35 protein-coding genes, 1 tRNA gene and 1 riboswitch are annotated in these 26,967 nt (G+C 39.0%); of the genes, 18 read left to right on the top strand and 18 right to left on the bottom strand.

Annotation, left to right across the window (positions count from 1 at the left end; genetic code table 11):
* Positions 1-7: 7 nt before the first annotated feature.
* From thiD to AC3WTB_RS03635, 3 genes are all read left to right on the top strand, one after another.
* Positions 8-814 carry a bifunctional hydroxymethylpyrimidine kinase/phosphomethylpyrimidine kinase gene (gene thiD, locus AC3WTB_RS03645; RefSeq protein ID WP_247544362.1) on the top strand — a complete coding sequence of 269 codons (807 nt, stop codon included), beginning with the start codon at positions 8-10 and terminating at the stop codon, positions 812-814.
* 149 nt (positions 815-963) lie between these two features.
* Positions 964-1,740, top strand: coding sequence for an enoyl-ACP reductase FabI (gene fabI / locus AC3WTB_RS03640; RefSeq protein WP_039177844.1), 777 nt, complete (start codon positions 964-966; stop codon positions 1,738-1,740).
* Positions 1,741-1,854: 114 nt separating this feature from the next.
* On the top strand, positions 1,855-2,505 hold the full coding sequence (locus AC3WTB_RS03635; protein WP_492333322.1) for a CotO family spore coat protein: 651 nt from the start codon (positions 1,855-1,857) through the stop codon (positions 2,503-2,505).
* Positions 2,506-2,538: 33 nt separating this feature from the next.
* Here the strand turns inward: AC3WTB_RS03635 and AC3WTB_RS03630 are convergent, their stop codons facing one another.
* From AC3WTB_RS03630 to AC3WTB_RS03610, 5 genes are all read right to left on the bottom strand, one after another.
* Positions 2,539-2,982, bottom strand: a complete 444-nt coding sequence (locus tag AC3WTB_RS03630; RefSeq protein ID WP_039177847.1) for a CotY/CotZ family spore coat protein — start codon at positions 2,980-2,982, stop codon at positions 2,539-2,541.
* Between the two features lie 203 nt (positions 2,983-3,185).
* On the bottom strand, positions 3,186-3,677 hold the full coding sequence (locus AC3WTB_RS03625; protein ID WP_003211658.1) for a CotY/CotZ family spore coat protein: 492 nt from the start codon (positions 3,675-3,677) through the stop codon (positions 3,186-3,188).
* Positions 3,678-3,823: 146 nt separating this feature from the next.
* Positions 3,824-4,327, bottom strand: a complete 504-nt coding sequence (locus AC3WTB_RS03620) for a spore coat protein (RefSeq protein WP_268473842.1) — start codon at positions 4,325-4,327, stop codon at positions 3,824-3,826.
* A gap of 88 nt (positions 4,328-4,415) precedes the next feature.
* The gene (locus tag AC3WTB_RS03615; protein ID WP_024425013.1) at positions 4,416-4,751 is read right to left on the bottom strand and encodes a hypothetical protein; all 336 of its coding nucleotides are present in this window, start codon (positions 4,749-4,751) and stop codon (positions 4,416-4,418) included.
* 44 nt (positions 4,752-4,795) lie between these two features.
* The gene (locus AC3WTB_RS03610) at positions 4,796-5,191 is read right to left on the bottom strand and encodes a spore coat protein (protein ID WP_224426357.1); all 396 of its coding nucleotides are present in this window, start codon (positions 5,189-5,191) and stop codon (positions 4,796-4,798) included.
* Positions 5,192-5,358: 167 nt separating this feature from the next.
* Here AC3WTB_RS03610 and AC3WTB_RS03605 point away from each other — a divergent pair, with 167 nt between their 5' ends.
* From AC3WTB_RS03605 to spoVIF, 5 genes are all read left to right on the top strand, one after another.
* Positions 5,359-5,709: a DUF1360 domain-containing protein gene (locus AC3WTB_RS03605; RefSeq protein WP_047201814.1), complete on the top strand. Its 351-nt coding sequence runs from the start codon at positions 5,359-5,361 to the stop codon at positions 5,707-5,709.
* A 71-nt stretch (positions 5,710-5,780) separates the two neighbouring features.
* Entirely contained in the window at positions 5,781-5,909 is a 129-nt protein-coding gene (locus AC3WTB_RS03600) for a hypothetical protein (RefSeq protein ID WP_254967544.1), read from the top strand.
* Positions 5,910-5,999: 90 nt separating this feature from the next.
* A complete protein-coding gene (locus tag AC3WTB_RS03595) occupies positions 6,000-6,221 on the top strand; it encodes a hypothetical protein (protein ID WP_025093421.1) in 222 nt (73 codons plus the stop codon).
* A gap of 84 nt (positions 6,222-6,305) precedes the next feature.
* The gene (locus tag AC3WTB_RS03590; protein WP_024426457.1) at positions 6,306-6,443 is read left to right on the top strand and encodes a YjcZ family sporulation protein; all 138 of its coding nucleotides are present in this window, start codon (positions 6,306-6,308) and stop codon (positions 6,441-6,443) included.
* A gap of 138 nt (positions 6,444-6,581) precedes the next feature.
* A complete protein-coding gene (spoVIF, locus tag AC3WTB_RS03585; RefSeq protein ID WP_008348417.1) occupies positions 6,582-6,839 on the top strand; it encodes a sporulation-specific transcription regulator SpoVIF in 258 nt (85 codons plus the stop codon).
* A 16-nt stretch (positions 6,840-6,855) separates the two neighbouring features.
* Here spoVIF and AC3WTB_RS03580 read toward each other — a convergent pair whose 3' ends face one another.
* Positions 6,856-9,168 (bottom strand): UvrD-helicase domain-containing protein, encoded by a 2,313-nt coding sequence (locus tag AC3WTB_RS03580; protein ID WP_492333321.1) that lies wholly within the window; start codon positions 9,166-9,168, stop codon positions 6,856-6,858.
* 126 nt (positions 9,169-9,294) lie between these two features.
* Between AC3WTB_RS03580 and AC3WTB_RS03575 the strand changes: the two genes are divergently transcribed.
* Complete coding sequence (locus tag AC3WTB_RS03575; RefSeq protein ID WP_003210759.1) at positions 9,295-9,552, top strand: hypothetical protein; 258 nt, start codon at positions 9,295-9,297, stop codon at positions 9,550-9,552.
* A gap of 82 nt (positions 9,553-9,634) precedes the next feature.
* Here AC3WTB_RS03575 and AC3WTB_RS03570 read toward each other — a convergent pair whose 3' ends face one another.
* From AC3WTB_RS03570 to AC3WTB_RS03560, 3 genes are read right to left on the bottom strand one after another with little or no spacing between them, the layout of a single operon-like run.
* Positions 9,635-10,069 (bottom strand): GNAT family N-acetyltransferase, encoded by a 435-nt coding sequence (locus AC3WTB_RS03570; RefSeq protein ID WP_039177857.1) that lies wholly within the window; start codon positions 10,067-10,069, stop codon positions 9,635-9,637.
* A 6-nt stretch (positions 10,070-10,075) separates the two neighbouring features.
* On the bottom strand, positions 10,076-10,591 hold the full coding sequence (locus AC3WTB_RS03565) for a YjcG family protein (RefSeq protein WP_039177859.1): 516 nt from the start codon (positions 10,589-10,591) through the stop codon (positions 10,076-10,078).
* Between the two features lie 52 nt (positions 10,592-10,643).
* A complete protein-coding gene (locus AC3WTB_RS03560) occupies positions 10,644-11,384 on the bottom strand; it encodes an alpha/beta hydrolase (RefSeq protein ID WP_492333320.1) in 741 nt (246 codons plus the stop codon).
* A gap of 221 nt (positions 11,385-11,605) precedes the next feature.
* Positions 11,606-11,727, top strand: a riboswitch (SAM riboswitch).
* A gap of 78 nt (positions 11,728-11,805) precedes the next feature.
* Between AC3WTB_RS03560 and AC3WTB_RS03555 the strand changes: the two genes are divergently transcribed.
* The 3 genes from AC3WTB_RS03555 (at position 11,806) to AC3WTB_RS03545 (ending at position 14,304) form a co-directional block, all read left to right on the top strand.
* Positions 11,806-12,924 carry a methionine biosynthesis PLP-dependent protein gene (locus AC3WTB_RS03555; RefSeq protein WP_372555938.1) on the top strand — a complete coding sequence of 373 codons (1,119 nt, stop codon included), beginning with the start codon at positions 11,806-11,808 and terminating at the stop codon, positions 12,922-12,924.
* Positions 12,921-14,099 (top strand): cystathionine beta-lyase, encoded by a 1,179-nt coding sequence (gene metC, locus AC3WTB_RS03550; RefSeq protein ID WP_044334821.1) that lies wholly within the window; start codon positions 12,921-12,923, stop codon positions 14,097-14,099. The genes AC3WTB_RS03555 and metC overlap by 4 nt, the downstream gene beginning before the upstream one ends.
* 132 nt (positions 14,100-14,231) lie before the next feature.
* A tRNA-Val gene (locus AC3WTB_RS03545) sits at positions 14,232-14,304 on the top strand.
* A 94-nt stretch (positions 14,305-14,398) separates the two neighbouring features.
* Here the strand turns inward: AC3WTB_RS03545 and AC3WTB_RS03540 are convergent.
* Genes AC3WTB_RS03540 through AC3WTB_RS03530 form a run of 3 tightly spaced genes read right to left on the bottom strand, consistent with a single transcriptional unit; the run spans position 14,399 to position 16,048 of the window.
* Positions 14,399-14,581 carry a hypothetical protein gene (locus tag AC3WTB_RS03540; RefSeq protein ID WP_492333319.1) on the bottom strand — a complete coding sequence of 61 codons (183 nt, stop codon included), beginning with the start codon at positions 14,579-14,581 and terminating at the stop codon, positions 14,399-14,401.
* 43 nt (positions 14,582-14,624) lie between these two features.
* Positions 14,625-15,569, bottom strand: coding sequence for an acetyl-CoA carboxylase carboxyltransferase subunit alpha (locus AC3WTB_RS03535; protein ID WP_492333318.1), 945 nt, complete (start codon positions 15,567-15,569; stop codon positions 14,625-14,627).
* A gap of 32 nt (positions 15,570-15,601) precedes the next feature.
* Positions 15,602-16,048, bottom strand: coding sequence for a MarR family winged helix-turn-helix transcriptional regulator (locus AC3WTB_RS03530; protein ID WP_059377829.1), 447 nt, complete (start codon positions 16,046-16,048; stop codon positions 15,602-15,604).
* A gap of 446 nt (positions 16,049-16,494) precedes the next feature.
* Between AC3WTB_RS03530 and hag the strand changes: the two genes are divergently transcribed.
* The gene (hag, locus tag AC3WTB_RS03525; RefSeq protein ID WP_492333317.1) at positions 16,495-17,445 is read left to right on the top strand and encodes a flagellin Hag; all 951 of its coding nucleotides are present in this window, start codon (positions 16,495-16,497) and stop codon (positions 17,443-17,445) included.
* A gap of 240 nt (positions 17,446-17,685) precedes the next feature.
* On the opposite strand, the gene AC3WTB_RS03520 is transcribed toward hag, so the two are convergent.
* From AC3WTB_RS03520 to AC3WTB_RS03510, 3 genes are all read right to left on the bottom strand, one after another.
* Complete coding sequence (locus AC3WTB_RS03520; RefSeq protein ID WP_059377832.1) at positions 17,686-17,874, bottom strand: hypothetical protein; 189 nt, start codon at positions 17,872-17,874, stop codon at positions 17,686-17,688.
* A gap of 50 nt (positions 17,875-17,924) precedes the next feature.
* Positions 17,925-18,431, bottom strand: a complete 507-nt coding sequence (locus AC3WTB_RS03515) for a hypothetical protein (RefSeq protein ID WP_492333316.1) — start codon at positions 18,429-18,431, stop codon at positions 17,925-17,927.
* Positions 18,432-18,897: 466 nt separating this feature from the next.
* Complete coding sequence (locus tag AC3WTB_RS03510) at positions 18,898-19,317, bottom strand: stress protein (RefSeq protein ID WP_285707914.1); 420 nt, start codon at positions 19,315-19,317, stop codon at positions 18,898-18,900.
* 166 nt (positions 19,318-19,483) lie between these two features.
* Between AC3WTB_RS03510 and AC3WTB_RS03505 the strand changes: the two genes are divergently transcribed.
* The 4 genes from AC3WTB_RS03505 to AC3WTB_RS03490 all read left to right on the top strand — a co-directional run bounded on the left by AC3WTB_RS03505 (position 19,484) and on the right by AC3WTB_RS03490 (position 23,505).
* Positions 19,484-20,314 carry a sialate O-acetylesterase gene (locus tag AC3WTB_RS03505; RefSeq protein ID WP_492333315.1) on the top strand — a complete coding sequence of 277 codons (831 nt, stop codon included), beginning with the start codon at positions 19,484-19,486 and terminating at the stop codon, positions 20,312-20,314.
* Positions 20,315-20,428: 114 nt separating this feature from the next.
* Positions 20,429-21,088, top strand: a complete 660-nt coding sequence (catA, locus tag AC3WTB_RS03500; protein ID WP_492333314.1) for a type A chloramphenicol O-acetyltransferase — start codon at positions 20,429-20,431, stop codon at positions 21,086-21,088.
* Positions 21,089-21,280: 192 nt separating this feature from the next.
* Positions 21,281-22,399 (top strand): response regulator aspartate phosphatase, encoded by a 1,119-nt coding sequence (locus AC3WTB_RS03495; RefSeq protein ID WP_492333313.1) that lies wholly within the window; start codon positions 21,281-21,283, stop codon positions 22,397-22,399.
* A 275-nt stretch (positions 22,400-22,674) separates the two neighbouring features.
* Complete coding sequence (locus AC3WTB_RS03490) at positions 22,675-23,505, top strand: SMI1/KNR4 family protein (protein ID WP_492333312.1); 831 nt, start codon at positions 22,675-22,677, stop codon at positions 23,503-23,505.
* Between the two features lie 42 nt (positions 23,506-23,547).
* Here the strand turns inward: AC3WTB_RS03490 and AC3WTB_RS03485 are convergent, their stop codons facing one another.
* Positions 23,548-23,796, bottom strand: coding sequence for a DUF2651 family protein (locus AC3WTB_RS03485; RefSeq protein WP_041085110.1), 249 nt, complete (start codon positions 23,794-23,796; stop codon positions 23,548-23,550).
* 594 nt (positions 23,797-24,390) lie between these two features.
* Between AC3WTB_RS03485 and AC3WTB_RS03480 the strand changes: the two genes are divergently transcribed.
* Entirely contained in the window at positions 24,391-25,287 is an 897-nt protein-coding gene (locus AC3WTB_RS03480) for a macrolide 2'-phosphotransferase (protein ID WP_492333311.1), read from the top strand.
* Positions 25,288-25,332: 45 nt separating this feature from the next.
* Here AC3WTB_RS03480 and AC3WTB_RS03475 read toward each other — a convergent pair whose 3' ends face one another.
* A complete protein-coding gene (locus AC3WTB_RS03475) occupies positions 25,333-26,208 on the bottom strand; it encodes a LysR family transcriptional regulator (RefSeq protein WP_268474521.1) in 876 nt (291 codons plus the stop codon).
* 23 nt (positions 26,209-26,231) lie between these two features.
* Entirely contained in the window at positions 26,232-26,930 is a 699-nt protein-coding gene (gene cuyB, locus AC3WTB_RS03470) for a cysteate racemase (protein WP_268474520.1), read from the bottom strand.
* Between the last annotated feature and the right edge of the window lie 37 nt (positions 26,931-26,967).

Below are 26,967 nucleotides of genomic sequence, written 5' to 3'. Positions count from 1 at the left end.
TGAAGAAATGACGATCAAAAAAGCATTCACAATCGCAGGTTCTGATTCTGGCGGCGGAGCAGGCATTCAGGCAGATTTGAAAACTTTTCAGGAGCTCGGTGTGTATGGAATGTCTGCAATCACAGCGATTACTGCGCAAAACACACTAGGTGTTCACGGGATTTACCCGCTTTCAATTGAGGCGTTAGAGCGTCAAATAGATGCAGTGGCAGAAGATTTACTGCCAGATGCCGTCAAAACAGGGATGCTGTGGAGTGCAGACATGATCAAGATCGTAGCTGAAAAAACGGTTCAATATGATATGAAGCTGATTGTAGATCCAGTCATGATTGCAAAAGGAGGAGCCTCTTTATTAAATGAAGATGCGGTCTCTGCGATGAAAACACACTTGCTGCCTGTGAGCTATGCTGTAACGCCGAATCTTCCTGAGGCAGAAGTACTGTCAGGTATACGTATTCAGACGAAAGAGGATCGCTATCTGGCAGCAGAGCGCCTTTATGAGCTCGGTACGAAACATGTCGTGATCAAAGGCGGACATGGTCCATCTGATGGGATGATTACAGACCTGCTGTATGATGGAAAAGGCTTTATTGAAATCACAAATGAACATATCGATACACCACATACACATGGCACAGGCTGCACGTTTGCAGCAGCATTAACAGCTGAAATTGCGAAAGGTTATTCGATAAAGGAAGCCTTTGAAACAGCAGAAAGCTTTGTCCATGAAGCGATCAAATTCCCTTTACGAATTGGATCTGGACACGGGCCTACGAACCATTTTGCTTATCAGCAAAACAGAATCAAACGTTAAGGGAATCGAACCGCCTTCCTTGTGAGGGCGGTTTTTTTGCGAAAATGAAACTTTCTTTCAGAGGAAATTGTCATTCTCTTATGATCTGTGATAATATTATGATCAGGTACTAATACTATGTCTTGAAAAAATAGGAGGCTTTATTACATATGAACTTTTCTTTAGAAGGCCGTAATATCGTGGTGATGGGTGTTGCCAATAAACGAAGCATCGCTTGGGGAATTGCCCGTTCACTTCATGAAGCTGGAGCTCGTTTGATTTTTACTTATGTTGGAGATCGTCTTGCTGAATCGGTAAAAGAGCTTGCAAGCACACTTGAGCGTGATGATTCAATTATTCTTCCGTGTGATGTGACAAGTGATGAAGAAATCGAAAAATGTTTTGCTGAAATTAAAGAAAAAGTACAAGTCATTCATGGCGTTGCGCATGCCATTGCATTTGCAAATAAGGAAGAGCTTGTTGGCGAATACTTGAACACGAATCGTGAAGGTTTCCTTTTGGCGCACAACATTAGTGCATACTCATTAACTGCTGTAGCAAAAGCAGCACGTCCATTAATGACAGAGGGTGGAAGCATTGTGACGCTTACATACCTAGGCGGAGAGCGTGTTGTATCTAACTACAACGTAATGGGTGTAGCGAAAGCATCACTTGAAGCAAGTGTGAAATATTTAGCAGCTGATTTAGGCGCAGAAGGCATCCGCGTGAACAGTATTTCTGCTGGTCCAATTCGTACGTTATCTGCAAAAGGCATCAGCGGCTTTAATACCATTCTGAAGGATATTGAAGAGCGTGCACCGCTTCGTCGTACAACAACTCCTGAAGAGGTTGGCGATACAGCTCTATTCTTATTCAGTGATCTATCTCGCGGCATGACAGGTGAGAATCTGCATGTTGATTCTGGCTTCCATATCATTGCCCGCTAAACGAATACATGATTTGCAGCATACCGAAGAAGGGTATGCTGTTTTTTTATTTTTCTTCTGATTTGAGCCCTCCGTTCATATATATAAGGAATGAATCATTCGGGAGGGATTAGTATGTCAAATAAAGGTGATGAGAATCAAAAGCCGCTGATGTATATTGTTCAGCCGAGCTATCATGAATCAAAGCCGGCCATGCAAAATATTGTGAGAAAGCGAAAAAAATCAGAAAAACAGCCAGAAAGTGATCACAATGCAAAAGGCGAGATCGAAGAAAGCACGCAGCAGGAGCCTGCGATTCAAGAAATAGAGCAGAAAAAAGAAGTCGAGCCGCCTGAACACCAGCAAGATCGAGATATAAAACAAGAAGCCGAATTTACAGAAGAACAAGATATCGCACAAGAGGCTGAGCTTGCACAGGAACAAGAGAACATACAAGAACCAGAGCTCATACAAAAGCAAGAGCTTCAGCAAGAAGAAGGAAACCAGCTAGAAGGTGTCTTTCATGAAACAAAAGAAGAACCAAGAAGAAAACGAGTGAAAAAGCCTTTAAGTCAGATGAGTATTGATGAAAAAGTCGATTTTCTCACAAGACTGCCTCATAATATGCCAAGGGCTCTTTGTCTGATTGAAGCTGATGGTAAAACATATAGAGGAATCATCATGGATCGAAAAGACGATACTGTGATCATTCGTACAGCAGGCGGGGGGAATCCAGTCGAATTAGTGATTGCTGAGATTTCTTCCATCCACCCGCTTGGTTTTTAACAAAGAAAAAAGTCCCATATAGGGACTTTTTTTTTAGCAGTTACGGTTGATGAGTCTTGGGTTTAGGCATTCGATTGCGCAGAAGCAGTCAAGGTCTACTTCAATGCAATATTTTGATTTTTCTAATCGGAACACATCACATAAGGAATCTTTATCTGTAAAATCTAAAATATGACGGTCTTTGTCAAATGCGATAAGCAAGCTGAGAGTTGCGCAGTGATCAGAGATGTGTTCGACTCTGAAAAATGCAGTGCTGAAGCAAGGGCCTGGATCTACTTCTCCGACATTTCCGAATGCGACGAATGGTTTTGATTTGGATGTAAAGAGAACAAATGGGACAGTGTCACCTAAAGAATGTGATGGAGAAAGGAGATTGCTGTAACAGCTGGTCGGGCAATCTTCTTCGACGGCATTTTGTAAGTCGTGAATGTTTTCAACAGCCTCTGCTACACAGTTCCATGAATGTTTGCGGCTCATATTCAACCCTCCTATACTAGGAAATTTGTTTGAGTGTTTGAGCACTGTTATCATCTACAAGCTATTTTTGCCGGTTCGTGCATCTACTTTTAACCAATGCGGAAGCGGCCGCTTCTTATGCTGCCTGCTCCGCATAATTGGCTGTCATTCGTAAGGAAGGGGATGCTTTGACTCATGACAAGTTAGATGATCGGCCTGTTGATTTAGCCGTGGTGATGATGCTTTTTATCTTTCGATGGCATGACTCTGTCGACAAGCTCTGGGTTTAAGCATTGGATTGCGCAGAAGCAGTTTAAATCAACCTCAATACAAAAGTCCGTTTTTTCTAGACCAAAGAAGTCAGGATCACAAGGGTGACACACGCTTAGCGTATGTCCGTGTACATCAACAGGTCTTAATACAGATAACGTAGCACAGCAGTCGTGTAATTTTTCAACCCGGAAGAAAATGGATTCGAAGCATTGGCAATCGTCAACGAATCCTCCAATGTTTCCGAAAGTAGAGAACAACCCGCCCTTTTTATCAAAAAGTAAAAACGGAATCGTATCTTTTCCAGAAACTGTTGGGCTTAATAAATTACTGTAGCAGCTCGTAGGACATTTATCTTCTACAGCTTCCTGCTCTGCTAAAATCTTATCAACCGCATCGCATACACAGTTTTCATCATGTCGGCCATGGTGTTTTCCGCAGCTCATGGATTTCAGCTCCTTTAACAAGGTATTTGACTTTAGTCCTTAACAACATATGTATGCGCCCTCTAGTTGGTGTGGGTAAATGACCATTTATATTTGTTGTATTTTTATAAAAGGAAAAGCAGAGCTTTTCGCTCTGCTTTTGGACATTAGAGGATGCCGATTGCAACGATTGTCGCAACAAGAGTTTGTGTAAGTGTTTGGATTGCGATAGAGATGTCCGCATCGATTGTAGATACTGTAACGTTTCTTGAATTTTCGATGACAAGTTTTTGGCGGTTTGTTTGTTTGTGAGTAGCAGCTTGTAAGAGATCCTGCGTGACGCGGTCTGCCAAATCACCGTCTGCGATTGAGATGTTTGTAATCGTGATGATCGCTGTTTGAATCGCTACTTGGATAGATGCTGCAACCTGTGCATCGACAGAAGATACGTTAATGTCACAAGAGTCCCTAACGATAATGACCTCTTCAGATGTCTGCTTTGTGAAGCTTACTTGATCCAAATCTTGTAAGACATTTTCGTCATCATAATAATCGTCACAAAGTGCTTTTCTTTCATAGTTGCAATCGTCGTGGTGTTCGTGGTATCTGTGGTGTCCGTGGTGTGAACAGTTACGATCTAGAGCGACCCAAGAATATGGTTTAGAATCCATTTCTATTCCTCCTTCCGTTTACTTTATTAAATGCTGGAATGCGTTGTTTTGTCTCGGGCATTTACCCTAGCAGGCAACCCATTTTTATTTAATCGTTATTACGCTGAGCATTACGACGCTGCTGAATACGATTTCGAAGTGAATTTCGATTTGGACGTACTTTTGGTTCAGGCACTACTTCTTCTGGCTGTTTTGCTGCCTCAGCCTGCCTTTTTTTCTCCTGCTGCTGTTCTACGAAATCATTTGCTTTCTTTTGTAAGTCCTCGACTAATTTCAAAATCATTCTTCTTTGATCATCTGAAATTTTTGCTTTCTGATCATCAGTGATATTGTTTTTGTTTAACACATCACTGACAAGAAGACTTGTTAATGGATCAATATCCGTATTGATTTGAAACTCCTTTTTTTCGTTCTCTTCAGCCACGATGATTTCACCTCTTTCATACGTCATGTTAGAAAAAGAAAGGGTCAAAGAATGCCGGCTTCAACTAATAGCACATTCAATGTTTGAGTGAGAATTTGGACGGAGTTCATAATGGATGCATCTGATAATGTAATCGTAATGTTATAGCAGTTGATGATTTGAATCACAGTTTTCTTTTGGACTTCCACTTGTTGCACAGCTAAAAGCTGATCTGTGATGTCAGCAGCCAATTCATCGTCTGGTACAAGAATTTGGATTAAAAGAGTAATGATTGTCGTTACGGTCGCTTGAAGGGAGAGTGCAGCTGTTACATCTGTTTTATGAATTGTGACATTTTCGGAATCTTTGATCTCAATGAAATCATCATAATTGCTGATTAATTCGTTTAACAGTTGTGTATATAATATTTCAGCACTTTCTTCAATAGACAATACTTTCACTCCTTTCTTATCTATACATTATTTAATGCAGCAAGGACTCAAGGTGGAATCGGAAAGTGTGAAAAAGTACAACCCAATTTTATTTCCCCTCGATTCATCATGACGGTCTTTTTTCTTGCATATATAAAGAAAGGACGGAAAAAGAAGAAAGAAGGAGGTGGAGGCTTCTGAGCGGTGCTTTGTCATTTGTCGTGTTTGCCCTCGCATCCTTTAGACTGACGAGACTGATTGTGTTTGATACCATTACTGCGCCATTCCGCCGTCTATTTCATGAAGAACAGGAAGAAGTAAACGAACAAGGTGAGGTCGAAACATATATCATCATTAAAGGTGAAGGACTGCGGTCTTGGGTTGGAGAACTGTTAAGCTGTTATTGGTGTACTGGCATGTGGTGCACTGCTGCCTTACTTCTGATATACATACTTTTTCCTGTCATCAGCATGTGGCTTAATTTACTATTAGCGATTGCCGCAGCAGCAGGCATCATTGAAACGGTCGTCTCGAAGCTTGTGAAATAAACAGGCATTCTGATCAGACACGCTTTCAATAAATGCATATACTATCATGGAACAGGAAAGGAAGGGTTGCGATGAAACCAACTGAAACGCCGTCACATATGCTTCAAGGTTATCCAGCGCAGTCAAATCAACAATCTGTATATACGAAAAAAATCAAGAAAACTGGCTGCGGCTGTGGAAACAAAAAGAAACCTCAATAATAGAAGAGAAAAACAAAAGCCGGATTTATCCGGTTTTTTTGTTGCCCTTTTTTTGAGTGGTGCATATGTAAGAGAGAAGGGGTGACTAGAATGGATGCATTCGAACAATTAATCGGTTCCTTGTTCACTAAACCCCATGATGGGAAAGAACAAGCGCATGAAAAGGCTGAAATGGATCTATCGGATAAAGCGCATGATCTTGAGGAGCACTTAAAAGCATTTGGCGTGAAGATGGAGGCTTTTGCAAAAGAAACAGAAGCATTCATGATGCGTCATACAGAGGCAGATTACGTCTTTAAACAGCAGAAATAAAAATTCCGCACTTTTTTATGTGATCGTCCAAACCATTTCTTGCATTTTTCATACTTTGTAAGGGAGAAGAGGAGGTGCTTAAATATGAGTTACGGTTACGGTGGCGGTTCTTGCGGCGGCTACGGTGGAGGCTACGGCGGCGGATATGGATCAACATTTGTTCTTGTTGTCGTGCTTTTCATCCTTTTAATCATCGTTGGTGCTTCTTTCTTTAACTACTAAAAAGTAAGAAGGTGAGGGAAGCAAGGGGGAAGCCTTTTGCTTTCCTTTCTCTTTGGTCAAACAAGGTTTTAGGATAGGCACATATTCCGCCTATTTTCATATAGTAAGGTGATTACTCCACAAAGAGGAGGCAAATGAATGGATAATAAATTCTTTAAAAGCGTAGAAAACAAAACCGGTGTGAATATGAATGATGTGTTTAAACTTGCAGGTTCTTTGCAAAATGCCAACTTTAAAGATGAGAATACCGTTCGAGGTGTCATTAAAAAAGTAGCGCAGCTTGCGAACAAACGTGTACCTAAAGAAATGGAAGACAAAATCGTTCAATCGATTACTAGTGGAAAAGAAAAGCTTGATTTCAATACAATCGCTAAAATGATGAATAACAAAAAATAAACAACAGGCTCTCCGTTTAAAGGGGGGCCTGTTGTTTTTTTGTAAATAATTCACGGTTTTTCTTTAGAAGAGGATACAAAAAGCGAGAACGATGAGCCGTTTTGCCTCGTCTAAATGAAGGAACAGACAGATAAAGAGATTGTTCAGCTCTTGTCATGGCCACGTATAATAAACGGCGCTCTTCTTCCAGCGCTTCTTCATCACCGTTTCTGAGTTCATCCAGTGAGAAATCATGAGGCAGTGCCCCATCGACCACACAAGTGATGTATACTGTCTGGAATTCGAGTCCCTTTGCGCGGTGGATCGTCATGAGCTGAACACCGGGTTCATCTGTTTTTTCCTTTTCGGCAGATTTCATATGTTCGGCATGTGCGAGAAAGGCTTCAATCGTTTCAAAGCGTCTGGCAGCTGTTTTCACATCACGTACATCATCTGTCCCTTTTTCAAGTACATTCGTATCGTTCACCCGTTTTTTTAAGTAATCACCGAGTCCCATCTTTTGTTCAATAAATGTCACCGCGTCCGATGGCTTTAATGTTCGTAACGTTCGGAACAAAGGAACGATTGATTGCAGCTTTTTCCGTTGAAACGGCTGTATATCTGTCAGCTTTCCGAGCGCATCTACCATTGAACAATCCTCTGTGATAGTCAGTGCCTTTAGTGTATTCAGCGTTTGCTGCTTTAAAAAGAAAACCGGCAGCAGCTGTTTCATGGCGGCCACATCATCTGCATCCTGACTTAAGGAAAGAAAGGCGAGGAGTACCCGAACAATTCGTCTGCTGTAGAAGGCTTTGACGCCAGCATCCGTTTCATACGGAATGGCCGATTGATGCAGCCGTTCATAAATCGCACGGCCGCCTGTATTCGTACGAAACAGCACGCAGAAGTCATTCGGCTTTGCGCCGTTTTTAATTTTCTCCTGAATATCTGCGACAATCATCGTCGCTTCCTCTTCTTCATCATATGGATAAAAGAGCGTCGGCGGAATTTTCTCCGCCCGAACGGCTTTTAACGTCTTCTCATAACGATGCTGATTTTTCTTAATAATCGCATCTGCACTTGCGACAATTGTATGATGAGAGCGGTAATTCGCATGTAAATGGACGATCTGAGCCGAAGGATAATCCTGTTTGAATTCAAGGATGAAAGCAGGATTGCTACCCCTAAATGCGTAAATGGCTTGATCATCATCCCCTACACAAAATAACTGCTCTGATTCTCCGGCTAAAAGCTGAATTAATTGATATTGCACTGGATTAATATCCTGAAATTCATCCACTAAAATATACTGGAATCGTTCTTGATACCGTTTTAACAGTTCAGGCTGTTCTGTCAGCATATGTAAGCAGGCAATCGCCATATCATCAAAGTCAAATTGCTGATGATCTCGTTTTTGTTGTTCATATGATTGATAGATCGTCCACATGTGTTTTTCCTTTTCATCCTTCAAATCAGGAAGTTCACCTGGTAAAAAGGCATTTTTCCAATAGCCGATGGATTGCAGCACTTGATCAGTAGGGTAGTCTTTCTCATCAAGCCCTTCATTCATTATGGCTTTTCGAATGTATTGCTCCTTTTGCCAGTCAAACTTGATCAGATGCTGGCCGTTCCATTTGTTTGCGTCATCGTGAAGCAGCATTTTATAAAAAAGACTGTGGAAGGTGCCTGTCACCACTTGGCTGGCTTGTGAAGGATGAAGTTGGTATTGCTTGCGCAGTCTTTCTTTCATCTCACTGCTCGCTTTTGTAGTAAAAGTTACGAGTAAAATATGGTGAGCAGGAATATGATGATGGGACATGAGATAAGCCGCTCTAGCCGTCAGGACTCTTGTTTTTCCGCTGCCGGCACCAGCCAGCACAAGCATCGGACCATCTAAATGTGTGACAGCTTGAAGCTGCGGTGTGCTAAAGGTGATATGCGGGAAGAGGTCGATCGTATGAACTTGTTCATTTTCTTCTAAATGTAAGGCGTCGCTAAATTGAATCGACTTTGGTTCCTGCCAGTCATATGATTCGCTAGTTTGCGAGATGATCTGTTTGCCGGTTGGAAAACGGAAGCCGCCAAGTTCTTTATAGGAAGCCTTTTCCTCCTGTTCAGCCGTTTGATTATGATCTGCTTGTTCTTCAGCTTGTTCACAAATCTCTTGCTGAGACATGTGCTGATGAATAAAGGCAGGTTCATCATGTATATTTAATCTAAAAAAGACCGGTTGTCCGCAATATGGGCAGAATAATTGTCCTTTTTTTCCCTCGTCATGGAGGAATTGATAATGTTCTCTCGAATACGTATGTAATGAGATCGTTCGATCATGTCGTCGTGCGCATTTCAAAGCTAGTCCTCCAATAGTCAATCAATCTTAAAATGAAACACATCTAATCATATCAAATGAGGCGTGTTTCAAACAGTCATAATTAGGGAATAGTAGAGTAAGAGAGAAGCAAAGGAGGCGTTCTTGATGGGATATATAGCCCCGATTCAGCCGGATCTGTATTTTCAATATATCAATCGTCCAGCTCCTCAGGATAAAGAAGACTACGCGAAAGTAACAAAGGTTACTCGCACCTTTCATGACAAGATTTACAGAGAGCTGGAGAAAAAAGAGGACTTAGTGACAGAAGCGGAAACGAAAGTACAGCAAAAAAAGCGGGAACGCTTTGTACGAGATATGTTTATGGAGGAAGGAAAAGGCGTTCATATCAATACGTATATATAAATGATTGCGCTTTCTTCCATTGGCGAACGATAATGAAAAAGAAAAAGCCAGGGCATTTTGAATGCTCTGGCTTTTCTTTTGGTCAAACAGACAGTGTTTTTGTCATTTTGACATGGGTGATTCCCGCTTCTTCAAACGGTTCAGAAACCGCTTTGTAGCCTTTCTTTTCGTAGAAAGGAAGCGCATGGACTTGGGCATGCATCACCGCTTCTTTTGCTCCATTAGCAATTGCTTCTGTTTCTAGCGCCTCTAATAGCTTGAGGCCAAGGCCGAAGGAGCGCGCCTCTTTTAACACACAAATTCTTTCTAGCTTTGCCTTTGATCCCTCAATGATCCGCAGTCTAGCGGCCGCCTGAGGCTTTTTGTCATCATTGTAAATGACAAAATGGGTGGCTTTGTCCTCTAGTTCATCTATTTCGATCTCTACTGGAACTTCTTGTTCTTTGACGAATACTTCTTTTCGAACGTAATATGCATCTTCTCGTTGTGTTTGTTCTGTTGCGATGACTGTTTTCAAATGTCTTTAACCCTCTTCTCCTAAAATAAATGTTTCATAGACGGTCCAAGATCCGTTTTCTAATTGATATAAAAGGTGGAAGCGATCCACTGTTTCTTCATGGTCAATCTTTCTCAGCTTTAATGTACCAAGTACGTCTGAATGCTCATCATCTGATAGTTTTTGAGCCACTGTGACATGCGGAACAAAGGCATATTCAGGTGTACCAGCCAGTGGCTCTGCGTACAATCTTTCATTGAGCGCCATGATGTCCTCGTTCGGTTCTACTTTCATATAAATGACGTTGTTTACAGGAGCGAATGAACTGAATTTTTTAATACGTAACGTAATAGGAGAAGCATTTTTTGCATAATCTCTTAACGTTGAGACGACCTCAGCCGCTTCTAGATCCGTTAATTCAAAAGGTGTTCTTAATGTTAAATGAGGCGGTATGAGTGCATAGTTCGGATCATAACGCTTCCGGTAAGAGTTCGCAATATCTTGCAATTTTTTTGATGGAAATATAACAACTCCGTATTTCATCATGTTCCCTCCTGAATAAGAAAGTATTTATTATTATTTATTATAACAAAATTCAGTTGATTAACGAATATGGGAGCATTCTTTTTAACGAAGGCGCAATGAGCGGCTGCCAATACGTCCATTTATGATCCCCTTCGAATGTCTCAAATAAATAATCCGCTCCAGATTGTTCAAGAAGGGCCTTTAAATCATCATTCGGCTGAACAAAATCAAGCACCTGGCCATCTGTTGTTTTCACAGCGGTTTCCTCCAGCCCAATTTGATGGATAATCGCATAATGAGAAAGGGCTGTCGACTGTTTGACGGCTTCTAGAACCGACTCGTCAACATAAGGGGACTGCAAAATCAGCCCGCCAAATAAAGAAGGATAATCAATGGCTGTCATGAGGGAAATCGTCGCACCCAGTGAATCACCAATAAACGTACGTCCTGATCCAATTTGATAGGTTGGATAGTGTTCATCAATATAAGGAACCAGTTCATTAGCTAAAAAGCGTTTATACGCTTCAAACTGTGTGCCGTCTGGATGATACGTGTTCCGTCTTTCCGTAACATTTTCATAAGGGACACCAATGATAATCGAGCGTTCCATTTCTTTGTTCTGCATCAATTCTTCTGCCTGTCTGCCTATTTTGCCTAGGCGGAAATAATCATGACCATCCTGGGCAATGATGACATGATATGTATAAAGGGGGGAGTAATTGACTGGCAAATAGATCAAAATGGTCATGTCCGCCCCAAGTTCTTTTGACTGTAAGGTTTCTTCTTGAATGATTCCTGTTTTCTTCACCATAATCCATTCCTCCAGCTAACCAAATTCATCATAAAGTGAAACGTTTCCATTCATTGTAACACGAAAAACAGCGTTGTTCCTATATGCTAACATGCAATCAAACCGTATAACATCGATTCTGTTATAAAATACAGAAAATTTTAATTAATCATGACATTTCCCCTTGAAAAATGAGATTTAATGGGTTACAGTATTAAGAATTAGAACAGACAGACAACACATTCTTATCGTGAGAGGTGGAGGGACTGGCCCTTTGAAACCTCAGCAACCGGTATGCATCACTTCATGTGATGTACCAAGGTGCTAAATCCAGCAAGCAGCTTTTTTGCTTGGAAGATAAGAGGAAGCGATTAAACCCCTTCTTCTTATGAAGAAGGGGTTTTCTGTTTTGAAATCAGATTTTTACTTAGGATGGTGTCAAATGACAGAACATGTGGAAACGAAATTAGCGCAGATTGGAAACCGTAGCGAAGAGGTGACTGGCACTGTCAGTCCTCCCGTTTACCTTTCGACAGCATACAGACATAGAGGTATAGGGGAATCTACAGGATTTGATTATATTCGAACGAAAAACCCAACAAGACAGCTCGTAGAGGATGCAATTGCTTCACTCGAAGAAGGGACGGCCGGTTTTGCCTTCAGTTCGGGAATGGCTGCGATTCAAACGATCATGGCTCTATTTGAAAGCGGAGATGAACTCATCGTCTCATCAGACCTATATGGCGGTACATACCGTTTGTTTGAAAACGAATGGAAAAAGTACGGCTTACGTTTTCTTTATGATGATTTTGCAGATGAAGACTGTTTACGCTCTAAAATTACGCCAAACACAAAAGCGGTCTTTATTGAAACACCGACAAACCCATTGATGCAGGAAGCAGATATTCAAAAAATAGCGAAGATTGCAAAAGAGCATGGCGCTTTGGTGATTGTCGATAACACCTTTTACACACCAGTCTTGCAAAAGCCAATTACGCTTGGAGCAGACATTGTCATTCATAGCGCAACCAAATATTTAGGCGGACATAATGATGTTCTTGCAGGGCTTGTGGTGACAAAAGGAGAGCAGCTGTCTGAAGAAATGTTCCAGCATCAAAACGCGATTGGAGCGGTTCTATCACCATTTGACTCATGGCTTTTAATGAGAGGAATGAAAACACTGGCTCTTAGAATGCGCCAGCACGAGGCAAATGCGAAGGAGCTGGCACAGTTTTTAGAAAAGCAGCCAGAAATTCAAGATGTCCTTTATCCAGGAAAGGGAGGCATGCTGTCATTCCGAGTAGCTAAAGAGGACTGGGTCAATCCATTTTTAAAGCAGCTAAAAACGATTTGTTTTGCTGAAAGCCTTGGCGGAGTCGAAAGCTTCATTACGTATCCTGCAACGCAAACACACATGGATATCCCAGAAGAGATTCGCATTGCAAACGGTGTATGTAACAAGCTGCTCCGTTTCTCTGTTGGCATCGAGCATGTAGATGACCTGAAAGCAGACCTGAAACAGGCACTATCACAAGTTAAAGAGGAGGTACACGTCAAATGACCACACACGATTGGACACTCGAAACACAACTCGTTCATAATGCGTTTAAAACAGACCGTTCAACAGGTGCAGTCAGTGTACCGATTCAGCATGCATCCACCTTTCATCAAAGCAGCTTCGATGAATTTGGCCAATATGACTACTCGAGATCGGGGACTCCGACACGTCAAGCATTAGAGGATACGATTGCGGCGCTGGAAGGAGGAACGAGAGGGCTTGCCTTTGCATCAGGCATGGCAGCCATTTCAACTGCTTTTCTTCTATTATCTAAGGGAGATCACGTGCTTGTCACAAGAGATGTGTATGGCGGGACTTTCCGAATGATCACTCAAGTTCTGTCGAGATTTGGAATTGAGCATACCTTTGTGGATATGACGGATTTGAATGAAGTCAAAAGAGGTATTCAATCGAATACAAAGGTCATTTACATGGAAACACCGTCAAATCCAACACTAGGTATTACAGATATTGAAGGTGTCGTACAGCTTGCGAAAGAGCATGACTGTTTGACTTTCTTAGATAATACGTTTTTAACGCCTGCCCTTCAGCGTCCGCTGGACCTTGGTGTGGATGTTGTTCTGCATAGTGCAACGAAATTTTTAAGCGGCCACAGTGATGTGCTGTCAGGCTTAGCTGTGGTGAAAGATGAGAAGCTGGGAGACGAACTCTATTCACTGCAAAACTCCTTCGGTGCGGTCCTTGGTGTGCAGGATTGCTGGCTCGTGTTAAGAGGGTTAAAAACCCTTCAAGTCAGATTAGAAAAAGCTAGTCAAACGGCCTTCGAGCTAGCTTCATTTCTTAAAGAACATCCTGCGGTCAAAAAAGTATACTATCCAGGCTTAGATGATCACCCGGGTGCAGATATTCAGCGAAAGCAAGCGAGCGGAGCAGGGGCTGTTCTCTCATTTGAACTAGAAAACCAAGCGGCAGTCAAAGAATTAGTGGATGCCGTCACATTACCTGTATTCGCCGTCAGCCTCGGCGCCGTCGAATCCATTCTGTCGTATCCAGCCAAAATGTCACATGCGGCTATGCCAAAAGAAGAAAGAGAAAAAAGAGGGATTACAGATGGGCTGCTTCGTTTAAGTGTAGGTGTCGAAAACGGAGAAGACCTCAAACGTGACTTCAAACAAGCACTCGATCAACTAAAGCCTGTTCTTGTGAACCAATCATAAAGAAGGAGAGAAAAAAGCCGGCACAGCCGCCGGCTTTTTGACCTTTTTTAAACAAAACCATTGACGCTTTATTATTATGGTTATATAATAGAGACTGTCAGTAACAGAAAGCCCAGAACTGATACATAACCCGATTCCGTAGCTCAGCTGGGAGAGCGCTACCTTGACAGGGTAGAGGTCGCTGGTTCGAGCCCAGTCGGAATCATCGTTGAAACCCTTGCTTAGCAAGGGTTTTTTGTTTTTCTGACAGCGAATATTTGTTCTGTTTATTTTGATTGGGGACGAATTGGGGACGAACTTTATCCGCCAGATTGTTTCTCAATATTTTTAGGATCAAAATGATTAAAGTGTTCTGCAGTGTTAAATTCTAATTTATTTGTGACATGACCATAAATATCTGACGTTGTTTTAGCACTAGCATGTCCGGCTCTTTTCTGAATAGCATTTATGCTCTCACCTGCCTCTATAAGGAGAGCGACCATTTTGCAAGAATCCTCCGAAATGTAATACGGACTTTAAATATTTTCATTTATAATTCTCTATTTGTCTATACTTTTCATATCGCTGTTGTATAAGCTCTTCTGAGGATAATGGTATCAATTTTTTTAGAGATGATTCGATGACAGATTCAATCATTTGTGCCTGTGATTTGATATCATTTTGTGCTCCACCTTTCATTTCAGGAATGATTTCATCAATAATTCCTAAATGTTTTAAATCTTTTGCTGAAATTTTCATATGTTCAGCAGCTTCTGGAGCATACTTAGCGTCCTTCCATAGGATAGATGCTGCTCCTTCTGGCGAAATTACTGAGTACCATGAATACTCTAACATATGGATATGGTTACCGACACTAATGCCAAGAGCTCCACCACTTGATGCCTCTCCAATTACAATACAAACAATTGGCACTTTAAGTGTAGCCATTTCCAATAGATTTCGAGCTATCGCTTCAGAAATTCCACGTTCTTCAGACCCTTTCCCTGGATAGGCGCCTATTGTATCAATAAATGTAATAATAGGGCGATTAAATTTATCAGCTTGTTTCATCAGTCTTAGCGCTTTTCTATATCCTTCTGGATGTGACATTCCAAAATTTCTTTCTATATTTTCCTTTGTACTTCTACCTCTTTGATGACCTATAACCGTAACGGGCATTCCTTTAAATTTTGCAATACCACCTATCATTGCTTTATCATCACCATATAATCGATCACCATGAAGTTCGAAAAAATTTGTAAACAATAAAGGTATATAATCCAATGTCGTGGGCCGGTTACGTAGCCTTGCAATTTGAACTCGTTGAAAAGCTGTAAGATTAGAATAAACTTCATCTTGCATTTTATTTAAACGTTTTTCTAATAAATGAATTTCTGACGATAAATCTACATTATTTTCTTTCATCATTTTCTTTAATTCATCAAATTTCTCTTTTAGTTCAATAATAGGACGTTCAAAATCCAAACTCATTTTATCCTCCAAAGGTTATGATTTACCTCACTCTAATCAAAAGACTTAGAAATAGAATCATTAAATAATTCAAAACCATCCACAACTATTTTTTGTTCTGATTCTGATAAATTATTAAGGATACGTTGATAAAATGTAAGGGATTGTTCTCTTAAGCGATTAACAGTAATGTGCCCTTTTTCTGTGAGGTGCAGAAAAAGTTCTCTTCTATTTTTTTCATTTACTTCACGATAAACAAGCCCCATTTTTACTAACTTATCTACCAACCTACTTACAGTTGAAGTCTCTAATCTAAGTTTATTGGATAGTTGCCAAACAGTTAGTTTTTCCATCTCTAGTTCCTCTAACGCCATCATTTGAGAAGTTGGTAGAGGTTTTTCAAATGGTCCATTCGGCAAATTTTGAGATTCGAAAACCCCAGTTAATATAATCATTTTCTTAATATCTGTTCTTAGTTTTAAGGCATCTTCTCTTTTCAAAAGGTCAACCTCCTACAATTCATGCATCATACATCAATTGTATTATACATCAATATGATTTTTTCACAAGCTTAACATAAGCCAATATGACAACATGGACGAGATATTTCTTCTTGTTAAATGTGTCTAATTTGTGAATTTAACAAATTCCACAAACTAAAATATATGGAAGTTCAGTCTATAGTAGGTAACATAATACTCATTGTTATGGCGGGTATCTAGTCTCGTAAAAGTGACAAGACTAATCATTTTGAATGAATAGAAGGAGGTTTCATGATTATTGCCATAACTGATGTTACATACGGTAGTAAGTAAGAGAGCCAAAAGGTGCTCTGCGTTACTACTATACACATGCCTTAGAAATCGAAAATTCTAAGGAAGAGCTTTCATCTAAATGGACTTTACAGATAAGCTCTCTAAAAAAAATTACACGGAGGTAATAGGAAATGAGAATTAACCACAATATCGCAGCACTTAACACATTAAACCGTTTATCTGCAAACAACGGTGCAAGCCAAAAGAACATGGAGAAACTTTCTTCTGGTCTTAAAATCAACCGTGCAGGAGATGACGCAGCAGGTCTTGCAATCTCTGAAAAAATGCGTGGACAAATCCGAGGATTAGAAATGGCTTCAAAAAACGCACAGGACGGTATCTCTCTTATCCAAACAGCTGAAGGTGCATTGACTGAAACTCATTCAATCCTTCAACGTGTACGTGAACTAGTCGTTCAAGCTGGAAATACTGGTACACAGCAAGGTGAAGACTTAGCTGCAATTAAAGATGAGATCACAGCACTTGTTGAAGAGGTCGATGGTATTTCTAATCGTACTGAGTTTAACGGAAAAAAATTATTAAATGGTACGTTTAATGGAGTAGGCACACCTGGCACACCTGCAGATCCAGATGCTGGAACACCAGAAATCCCAGCAACTGATGGCGATGCTTTAGTATTCCAAATTGGTGCAAATGCTACACAACAAATTAAGGTAAACATTCAAGATATGAGCGCTGCTGCTTTAGGCGTTACAGACAACAATGGTGCAGTTGAGACAGGTAAATCTGTTAAAGATATCGATGTATCTAAATTTGAAACAATTGCAGCTGGTGAAGATGGTGGATTTGATGATCAGTTAGCAATCGTTGATGGAGCTATTAAACAAGTTTCTGCACAACGTGCTAAACTTGGTGCAGTTCAAAATCGTCTAGAGCACACAATCAACAACCTTGGTGCATCTTCTGAAAACTTAACGGCTGCTGAGTCTCGTATCCGTGACGTTGACATGGCAAAAGAAATGAGTGAGTTCACGAAGAACAACATTCTTTCTCAAGCGTCTCAAGCAATGCTTGCACAAGCGAATCAACAGCCACAAAACGTACTTCAATTATTACGTTAATAAACCAAAAGCCCCTATATAAAGGGGCTTTTTTGTTTGTCTTTATTCGCTTAGATGTCTTATTTTATAGATCGTTCTAAAAATCGTTCTAAAAGACGCTTCAACGCCAATGAATACGACAAATAATAATACTATCCAACTAACCAAATATTCGAGAGTGGCTTTTGTATTTCTCAGTGTTGGTCATAATCCTGTTTTTAACAAACAGGGAGCTACATAAAGCAGCTCCCTGACAAGTAATCAATCTTTCTTTTTTTTGTAATCTTTTATTAAGCTTGAAACAGTTAAACCCATTACACCAAAAGCTACTACATAAAATAAAATATTTGTTACAGGTGTATCAATTTTTCCTAAAATCAACACAATAGCGATAATAGCGGCGGGTAAAGTAATTAACAAACCTTTGGATGCCTTATTTTCCTGTGTCACTAGCCGAGCACCTCCTTGTTGTTTTCCATTTAGGTGTGTTTTAGTTCATTTTAAAAAACGAACAACATGATGGTTTTAGCAACCCACCATGCTGCATTTTTACTTCCAGTCACTTTAAGAGCGCCTAAGTAAATACCATGTTCAAGAGCGCCTGTATAGTGTTCGAGAGTGATTAGAATGGTTTCTAACCCTGTTACACCGCCTATCATTACTTTCAGTTTAGTTGGTAATTGGTCATAAGCTCCTTTTATTGCTTTTATAGCCGAAGTGAATTTACCGTGTAAAGTAGCTTCTCCGTATGTTTTTGATTGAGCTTCTTTTATTACTTTTTTGAACTTTACTGTTTCTTCTTCATTGAGATTCCAATACTGTGCAATCTCATCTATTGTAGGCTCTTTTGATTGTTCAAAAGAAAATTTTACAGATGAATAAGAAAAGGACTGTTCTTTTTCTAGAGCTTTAGTAGCATTTGCTTCTGCAAAAGGTGTGAATATAAAAACAGAAATTCCTGCAACTGTTGATAAGATTAAACCTTTAGAAGAACTTAGTTTTTCCATAATAAACTCCTACTTTTGAATATATTTTAGACATTAGGCTTTCAAGGAATGTAAGCTTATTTAGTAATGCAATATTTTGTTTTAGCTGTTAGAAATATTCCTCCTACTCTAATGAATGTTATCATTTGTAAATAAAAGAAGTAAATAGGTTATTTGTTATAAGGTTTGAACGGTACAATATGCATGCATATTGATGAAAAACATGATTAACAAAGAATTTAAACAACAAAGATTAAGAATAAAGAGGTAACATTTTTAGTTCTTAAAAAACGAAGGAATACCGGAGGATAAAAAGCTTATGTAGTAACGGTAGAAGTGAATTAGAGGGTGTCACTAGTAATGACAGAATTCTATACCTCTACCTTGTCTGGGTAGAGGTGACGGTTCGATCCAGCTCAATTAGAGACCATCGTAAAGAACCCTTCTCTGTTAAAGATTAAAGAAGCAATAAGTAAAAAATATGAAACTATTTTATTTCCTCATCCATCACTTTCTTATATTTTTCAAATTCAGAATCCTTCATTTCTCCGTTCATTTGAAGCAGGAAGTTCCCTTTTGAATATGTGTGAGAGAAGAACATAGATCCAGCATTGCCCAACTCATCATAATAAGATTTGGCCTGGTTAAGATCAGTTTCATTTCCAAATTTAAAAATCCTTCCACCAGCATTTTCACCTAAAGAAGGAATGAGAATCCTTTTTCCTTCTTCTCTTATATTGCCAAACTCTTTTTGTTCAAGATCAGTTGGTTTTTCTGCTTCAAGTCCAGCACTTTTAAAAGCTTCAATCACGTTGTCTGTGGTGAGCTGTTTTTTAGTAGATGCTGCACTGCTACAAGCTGTTAGCAATAATAAACATGTAAAAAATAATACAAAATATTTCTTCATAGTAGATCCTCCTGATTGATAGATGCATAAGGATCTTACACTAAGTAATTACTTTTTACTATCATTTCGACAAAAGTAGACAAATATGAAAAATAAAGGAGGGATAAAATGATAACGTTCAGGTGAATACACATTTGATAAAATAATTAGCGAGGGGGAGAAAAATATGAAGTCATTTTTACTAATTGGACAATCAAATATGGCGGGGCGCGGCTTCAAACATGAAGTGCCTCCGATTTATAATGAAAGAATTATGATGCTGCGAAATGGTAGATGGCAAATGATGACTGAGCCCATTCATTTTGATAGGCCGGTAGCTGGCGTAGGACTAGCGGCTTCCTTTGCGGAGGCTTGGTGTAAGGATCATGAAGGAGAGAAGATTGGCCTTATTCCTTGTGCAGAGGGTGGAAGTTCCATTGATGAGTGGTCGCTGGATGGAGCATTATTTCGTCATGCTATAAGTGAAGCTAAATTTGCAAAGGAAAATAGCGAATTGGTCGGGATATTATGGCATCAAGGAGAAAGCGACAGCCAAGATGGGAAATACAAAGAATACTATGAAAAAATAATAAGATTATTTCATGAACTAAGAACTGAATTATCTGTACCTAACATTCCGCTTGTAATAGGAGGCTTGGGCGATTTCTTGGGAAAAACAGCATTTGGCGCAGGGTGTGTGGAATATCAACTGATGAATGAAGAACTAAAAAAATATGCACATCATCATGAAAATTGTTATTATGTTACTGCCAAAGGCCTTGCACCTAACCCAGACGGAATTCACATCAATGCGATGTCTCAGAGAATATTTGGTATAAGATATTATGAAGCATTTCGAAAAAAAGAACATATACATGAACCATTACCAAATGAATATGAGTTAGTGAATGAATGTCATAATAGAATGAATACCTCAGCGGAGAAAACATATATAGCACTAGAAAAATTCACGTTGGGCAAGATGACTTACGAAGAGTTGTTGAAGGTTTTATCGTAGGCTAAGTGATAGACCGAAACATAATATATATATCTTGAAAGGATGATCGTGGTGGTGAAAACAGATAAAGTCTCCTCCTGAATACAGTAAATCACATTCAGGAGGAGATAAAAAATGTTTAAAAAAATAGATGAAAATTATCCGAGAAAAGAATACTTCCATCATTATACGAAGGTAACCCGATGCTCATATAGCCTAGTTATCGATTTAGATATCACGAAATTGCATTCAATATTAAAAGAAAAAAAGCTAAAAGTATATCCTGTGCAAATTTATTTGTTAGCAAGAGCTGTGCAAAAAATACCGGAGTTTCGGATGGATATAGTGAACGATGAACTTGGTCACTGGGATCTTCTCCACCCTAGTTATACGATTCTAAATAAAGAAACAAAGACATTTTCAAGTATTTGGACGCCTTATGACGAAAAATTTGCTCGGTTTTATAAAAGCTGTGTAGCTGATTTTGAAGCTTATAGCGAAAGTAACAAACTATTTCCGAAACCTCATATGCCAGAAAATATGTTCAATATTTCAAGCCTGCCTTGGATTGATTTTACTTCTTTTAACCTTAATGTATCTACAGATGAAACTTATTTGCTGCCGATATTTACGTTAGGAAAATTTAAGGTGGAAGAAGGAAAAATCATCTTGCCAGTCGCCATTCAAGTACATCATGCTGTTTGTGACGGCTTTCATGTCGGTCAATATGTGGAATATTTGAGGTGGCTGATAGAACATTGTGAAGAGTGGTTAAACGAGTCATTGTATACTTAATTTTCAAGGTATAGTCATTTGATAGAAAAAGGCAGACTTAGTAGAGTCTGCTTTTTCTGTTGTGAGCAGAAATGTGTAAAGTCACGTTATGTTATGAACTGTTCTTTTTGCGGTTTCTTTTCGGTGCTTTGTCATCTCTTACATGTGATAATAAATGTAATATAAGGGAAATTAGTGGAAGGGGAATAAGGGATGGAGAAAGTGATTTCTTCACATGTTGGTGTGAAAATAAATGAATGGTATAAAATGATTCGGCAATTCAGTGTACCCGATGCAGAGATTTTGAAAGCTGAGGTAGAACAAGAAATTGAACGGATGGAAGAAGACCAGGATTTACTGATTTACTATCAACTAATGTGTTTTCGCCATCAGCTTATGCTCGATTATATTAAACCTTCAGAAAAACGATCGCCTTCTGTTTCTGATTTGGTTGATAAAATCGAAAATTCAAATCATCAACTTACTGGTATGTTGCAATACTATAATGCTTTTTTTAGAGGAATGTATGAGTTTAGTAAGAAAGAATACATACAGGCTATTCAATATTATAAGATCGCTGAAAGGCAGCTCGCATTGGTTGTAGATGATATTGAGCAAGCGGAGTTTCACTTCAAGGTAGCTGAAGCCTACTATATTATGAAACAAACTCATGTTTCTATGCATCACATCATAAAGGCCTTAGACATCTATAAGCAGCATGAACAATATAAAGTTCGCCAAATACAAAGCTTGATTGTTATTGCAGGAAATTATGATGATTTCAAGCGATATGACAAGTCATTAGAGCATCTAAATACAGCTTTTTCTATAGCAGAAGAGCTCGCCGATAATATGTTAATTGCTAAAATTCTATTGAACATAGCGAATACATATGATCGACAACAAAAGTACACTGAAGCAATCATACGCTACAGAGAAGTTTTAGACATTATTACACCACGAAGTATTGATATAAAACCAATCACCCTATTTAGTTTAAGTTGGTCGTTGTATAAGTCTAGTCACCATGAAGAAGCCGCTTCACTCGTAGAAGATGGTCTTAAGTGCTCCTTAGAGAGGAATGATTCGTTGTGTTTGATGTTATTTAAAGCTTTAAAAGCGATTTATATAAATGCTAATGAGAAAGCAATTCAGGAAGTGCTAGATTATTTTGAGGAAAAGCATCTATATGTCTATGTCGAGGCATTTGCTCAAAGTATTGGATTATCTTCTGAAAAAAAGGGGGACTTTGAAAAAGCTGCCGAATATTATAGAAAGGCTCTTAAAGCTCAAAATGATATTCAAAAAGGAGAGTGTCTGTATGATTATTAAAAAATTACTAGTCATTGTATCCATTGTATTGTTAAGTCTTTCAACAGCAGAAACTTTGAAAATTATTGGAACAAAATCAATTCGGAATACAACAATGGAGGAACAACAAAAATCAAATCGAAATACGACTATAATTGATCGAAATACAACCTCTGAAAACGTATAGACAAGATTAAAACAGACTTTAATAGTCTGTTTTTTTATGAAGTAGAATGAGCAATTGAACAGTTGGTCAATGTTATACTAACCTCAATAGATATAGGGAGGCATCCACTTTGAAATCATTCTGGGAGAAAGAAGAAGAGAGTCCTTTCACGTTAGAAAAGGTAGATGAGGAGAAAATTCGTGAAGCAGAGGGAAGACTTGGTGTCACTTTACCTGCTACATACAAAAAGCTCATTTTAGAATGGAACGGTGGCTTTACAATGCGTAATGCGTTTCCAACTGATCGGCCGAACTCATGGGCAGATGATCATGTTCAATTTGAACATCTAAGAGGAATCGCCAAAGGTAATGGAATTATGACTAGCCCTCAGTTAAGTGATGAATTGGAGCTGCCGGAGGGGCTTGTGATCATCAGCGGAGAAGAAGATACATGGATCGCAATGGATTATCGACAAACGAAAGAACACCCGCCTATTCACTATTTTGATTTAGAGATGGGAGTCGATTTTAAACTGGCGGATACTTTCGATGATTTTATTGAGCAGTTATATACAGCTGAAGATGCGATGATCGAGGTTGTAGAGATTGATGAGGAATCTTCGGATTTGTATGTCAGTAAAGAAGAGCTTGAACAAATATTTGAGAGACAAGACCTTCGTCAGCAGAACCTCTTTAAAATGGCACATTATCCAATGGAAGACATTGAAGAGATTGAATGGTTTTTCGATCGCATGAAACAAAGCATCAAACATATAAAAGATCAGAATGTTTTGTATGAGGCGGCCACGACGGTTCACTCCATTCTTTTGTTAAATCCAGATATGCCGAGGAATGACCGTATCAATAAAGAGCTGCAAGAGATTGCCGAGTTTCTAGAAAATAGTGGAGAGTCTAATACCGCTTTTTTGGGAGAAGACATTCATCCAGTGAAAAAACGATAGTGAAAGAATAAAAGCCCCTCAAAAGGGCTTTTAAAACGTGGTTTAAGACCTCTTTTTATTTAAAGTTTTCATGATGAATAATGCTACATATGAAGCAATGAATGAGCCTAAAGTGTAAATAACTGACCACCCTAAGAAAGAGACATTAAAAAGTGTAAATGTCAGGATGAGCAAAATGATAAAGCTCACAACTGGCATAAAATAAACCTTTTGTACAAACAATGTGACGATAAAAGAAGCGATGATTATACTTACTGGAAGCAAGCCGAATGCGAATTCTAAATGAGTCATACCAATTCTCCCTTTAAATAACTTAGCTACATTTGATTTGTTCTAATTGCCTCTCATACACTCAAAATTCAAAGTACATCGGGTTTTTGAGTTTAATAAATTTATTAGACAAAAGAATCAATAACCATATCTTAACACAAGTGAATACATTTATTATATTATGTGTAATTAATTGGTAATTTAGATGATTTAAAATCCTTCTTTTTGTAGTCTTATTGAAAGTCATATTTAAATAAAGTATAGTAGCTTTATATGACAAAGAGGAGGATGGTTAAAGATGATGCATGCAGGAAGATTACGCCAGCAAACTTTGAACAATCAGTAATTTCATATGTTCAAAGGCTCTGTTTTCATCAAACTGAGTAAACGGGGTAGTCTGCACATTTTTAATGATCTTCAGCGGGAAAGTATGCAATTTCACTAGAAGACAGGCAGATAATTGTTCTGTCTTTTTTGTATGTTTTTATAATACAAAGAAAGGCATAAGTCTAGCTTTGTTTACTCTGAACACATAAAGTAGCCTTTTGTGGATTTTTGTGATGATTTTCTTGATGCCTATTGATCATGACTAAATGAGCAATTGGAGGAATGAATATGAATAGACTAGAATTAAAGCAGTTAGCCAATCATCACGGATTAGAAATTTCAGAGAATACCATCGAAATAAATGAATCAGGTGTTGATTTCCGTGTCGCACATGTTGAAGATTCAAATGGTGTTAAATGGATATTAAGAGTGCCTCGCAGACCTGAATCAATGAAACATATCTTACAAGAAAAAAAGACATTAGATCATATGAGTAAGAAGGTTCAATTTCAGATCCCTCAGTGGTCAATCTTTACAGAAAGTCTGATTGCTTATAAACAATTAGAGGGGGTACCGGCGGCTAGTATTGATGTGGAGAAGCAATCGTATGTGTGGAGTTTTGACTCAACGAATGTACCGCAAGTTTATTATGAATCCTTAGGAAGAGTTTTAGCGAATGTACATTCTTTAGATCATCAGCCTTTTAAAACGATCGGTGTGGAGATGCTCAGTGCTCATGAATTAAGAGGATCAATGAAACAGCGAATGGAACGTGTCAAATCGCAATACACCATTAACAGCGGTTTATGGGAGCGCTGGCAAGAATGGCTAGCTAAAGATTCTTTATGGCCGCCTTTCGTGGGAGTGAAGCATGGAGATTTGCATCCTGGCCACATTCTGATTGATGAAAATCATTGTGTGACGGGGGTGATTGATTGGTCTGAAGTGGGGGTTGGTGATGTATCTGCAGACTTTTTGTCGCATCAACTTCTCTTTGGGACAGAAGGGTTAACAAAACTTATCCATGCGTATGAAAAAGCAGGCGGGAGAACTTGGAAGGGAATGGATGAACATATAATAGAACTTCTGACTACAAGTGCGATCACTGTGGCCGAGTACGCACAGAGATCAGGATTGAAAGATATGCATGAAGCTGCAGCGTACATGTTGGCAAACGAGAGCTAATCAATCAGAACGAATCCAAAAAAAGCCTCTGAAAAGGGCTTTTTTTTAATCTAATTCATGAAAAAACTGTTTGAGTTGATCAATGAAAACGGATTTGGATTTTCCTTTTTTATAAATGAACTCTAAATTGATGTTGAAATGAATGGATGGATCGATTGAAATTTGTTTTAATGTTCCTTGTTCTACTTCATTTCTAACACAATGATGAGGTAGAAACGATAGCCCCATTCCTTGTAGCACTAAATTTTTTGCGGTTTCCATATGATCAACCTCAATGGAAATGTTCGGAGTGATGTTGTTTTTTTGAAATAATCGGTGAAGCATCAACCAATCAAATGACCCGTAGTCAAAGAAAATAAAAGGCTGTTCTTCTAGTTCTTTCATATTGATATTGTCAAGGCTGGCAAGCGGATGATGAGTTGGGACGAACAGCCCAATCGGATCGCTGAAAATAGGAATCGATTCAATTTGAGGATGTGTTTCAGTCCTGACAATGCCAAAGTCTACTTGATTGTTAATCACTTTTTGGACAACATCCTTTGAATGCCCTGTTATAATTTTTACTTTCAGGTTTTCGTATTTTTCTTTTAGGGCTGGCAATATGTTAGGCAATAGATTATTGGAAATAGAGGATGCGCATCCAATTGTCAATTCATAAGGGATTATCGTTTGTTTGAGACTATGCTTTGCTTCTTGATAAGAATGGAGAATCTTTTTGGCATGCGGGTAAAACTGTTCACCTTTTTCCGTCAGAGATAGTTTATTTCTCTGTCTATCAAATAATTTCAGATCTAATTCCTTTTCTAACGATTGAATACGTGCCGAAACAGAAGGCTGAGTTAAATACAGTGCTTCTGCAGCTTTATTGATACTGCCTAGCTGGCATACATAAATAAACGCTTCTATATTCTCAATATTCATGTTATCCCCTTATATGACGTTCTTTAAATGTTTAGCTTTTCAAGCTCATACACTAATTTTACAGCTTCTTTCGCCAAAATGACAGTAGGGTCAATCACTTTCACAGCATTGGTTGACCTTAGAACTAAAGGGATTTCTGTACAGCCGGCAATGATAGCTTCTGCTCCTTGATTGATTAAAATTTCTGATGCTAATGCCAGTTCACTTTCGCCTTTACTCAATTTCCCAGCTTTCACTGTATATATCCCATTCATGACGTTTTTCTGAAGCTCTTCACTTGGGGTCATGACGTCAATCTTGTGATGAGCACAAGCCTTTTGGTAGAGCTTAGTTTTTAATGTGCCGTCAGTACATAGTAAGCCCACAGACGTATAGTGATGTTTGTTCAGGTGCTTTGCGGTTTCTAATGGCATATTCATAATAGGGATATGAGTGGATTGTTGTACATTTTCTAAAAAGAAGTGAGCGGTATTGCATGCAATCAGAATAAAGTCCGCTCCTGCGTGTTCTAATCTTTTAGCTGATGCAATCATATATTCTGTAGGATCTTCGCCTTTCCCAAATATGGAGTTGGTTCTATCAGGAATTTGCGGATAATTATCAGCAATCACATGGAGATGATCCTGATCTTTTATCGCTGGAGTATGAGAAATGATTTTTTTCATCAAATCAATCGTTGCTAAAGGGCCCATCCCGCCCATAATTCCAATCGTTGTAGACATATAAACCACCACATTTCTTTTTTTTCTATTATAAAAA

Source organism: Bacillus sp. EB106-04-04-XG123 (genome assembly GCF_058791855.1).
This window is presented reverse-complemented; position numbering and strand designations above follow the sequence as displayed.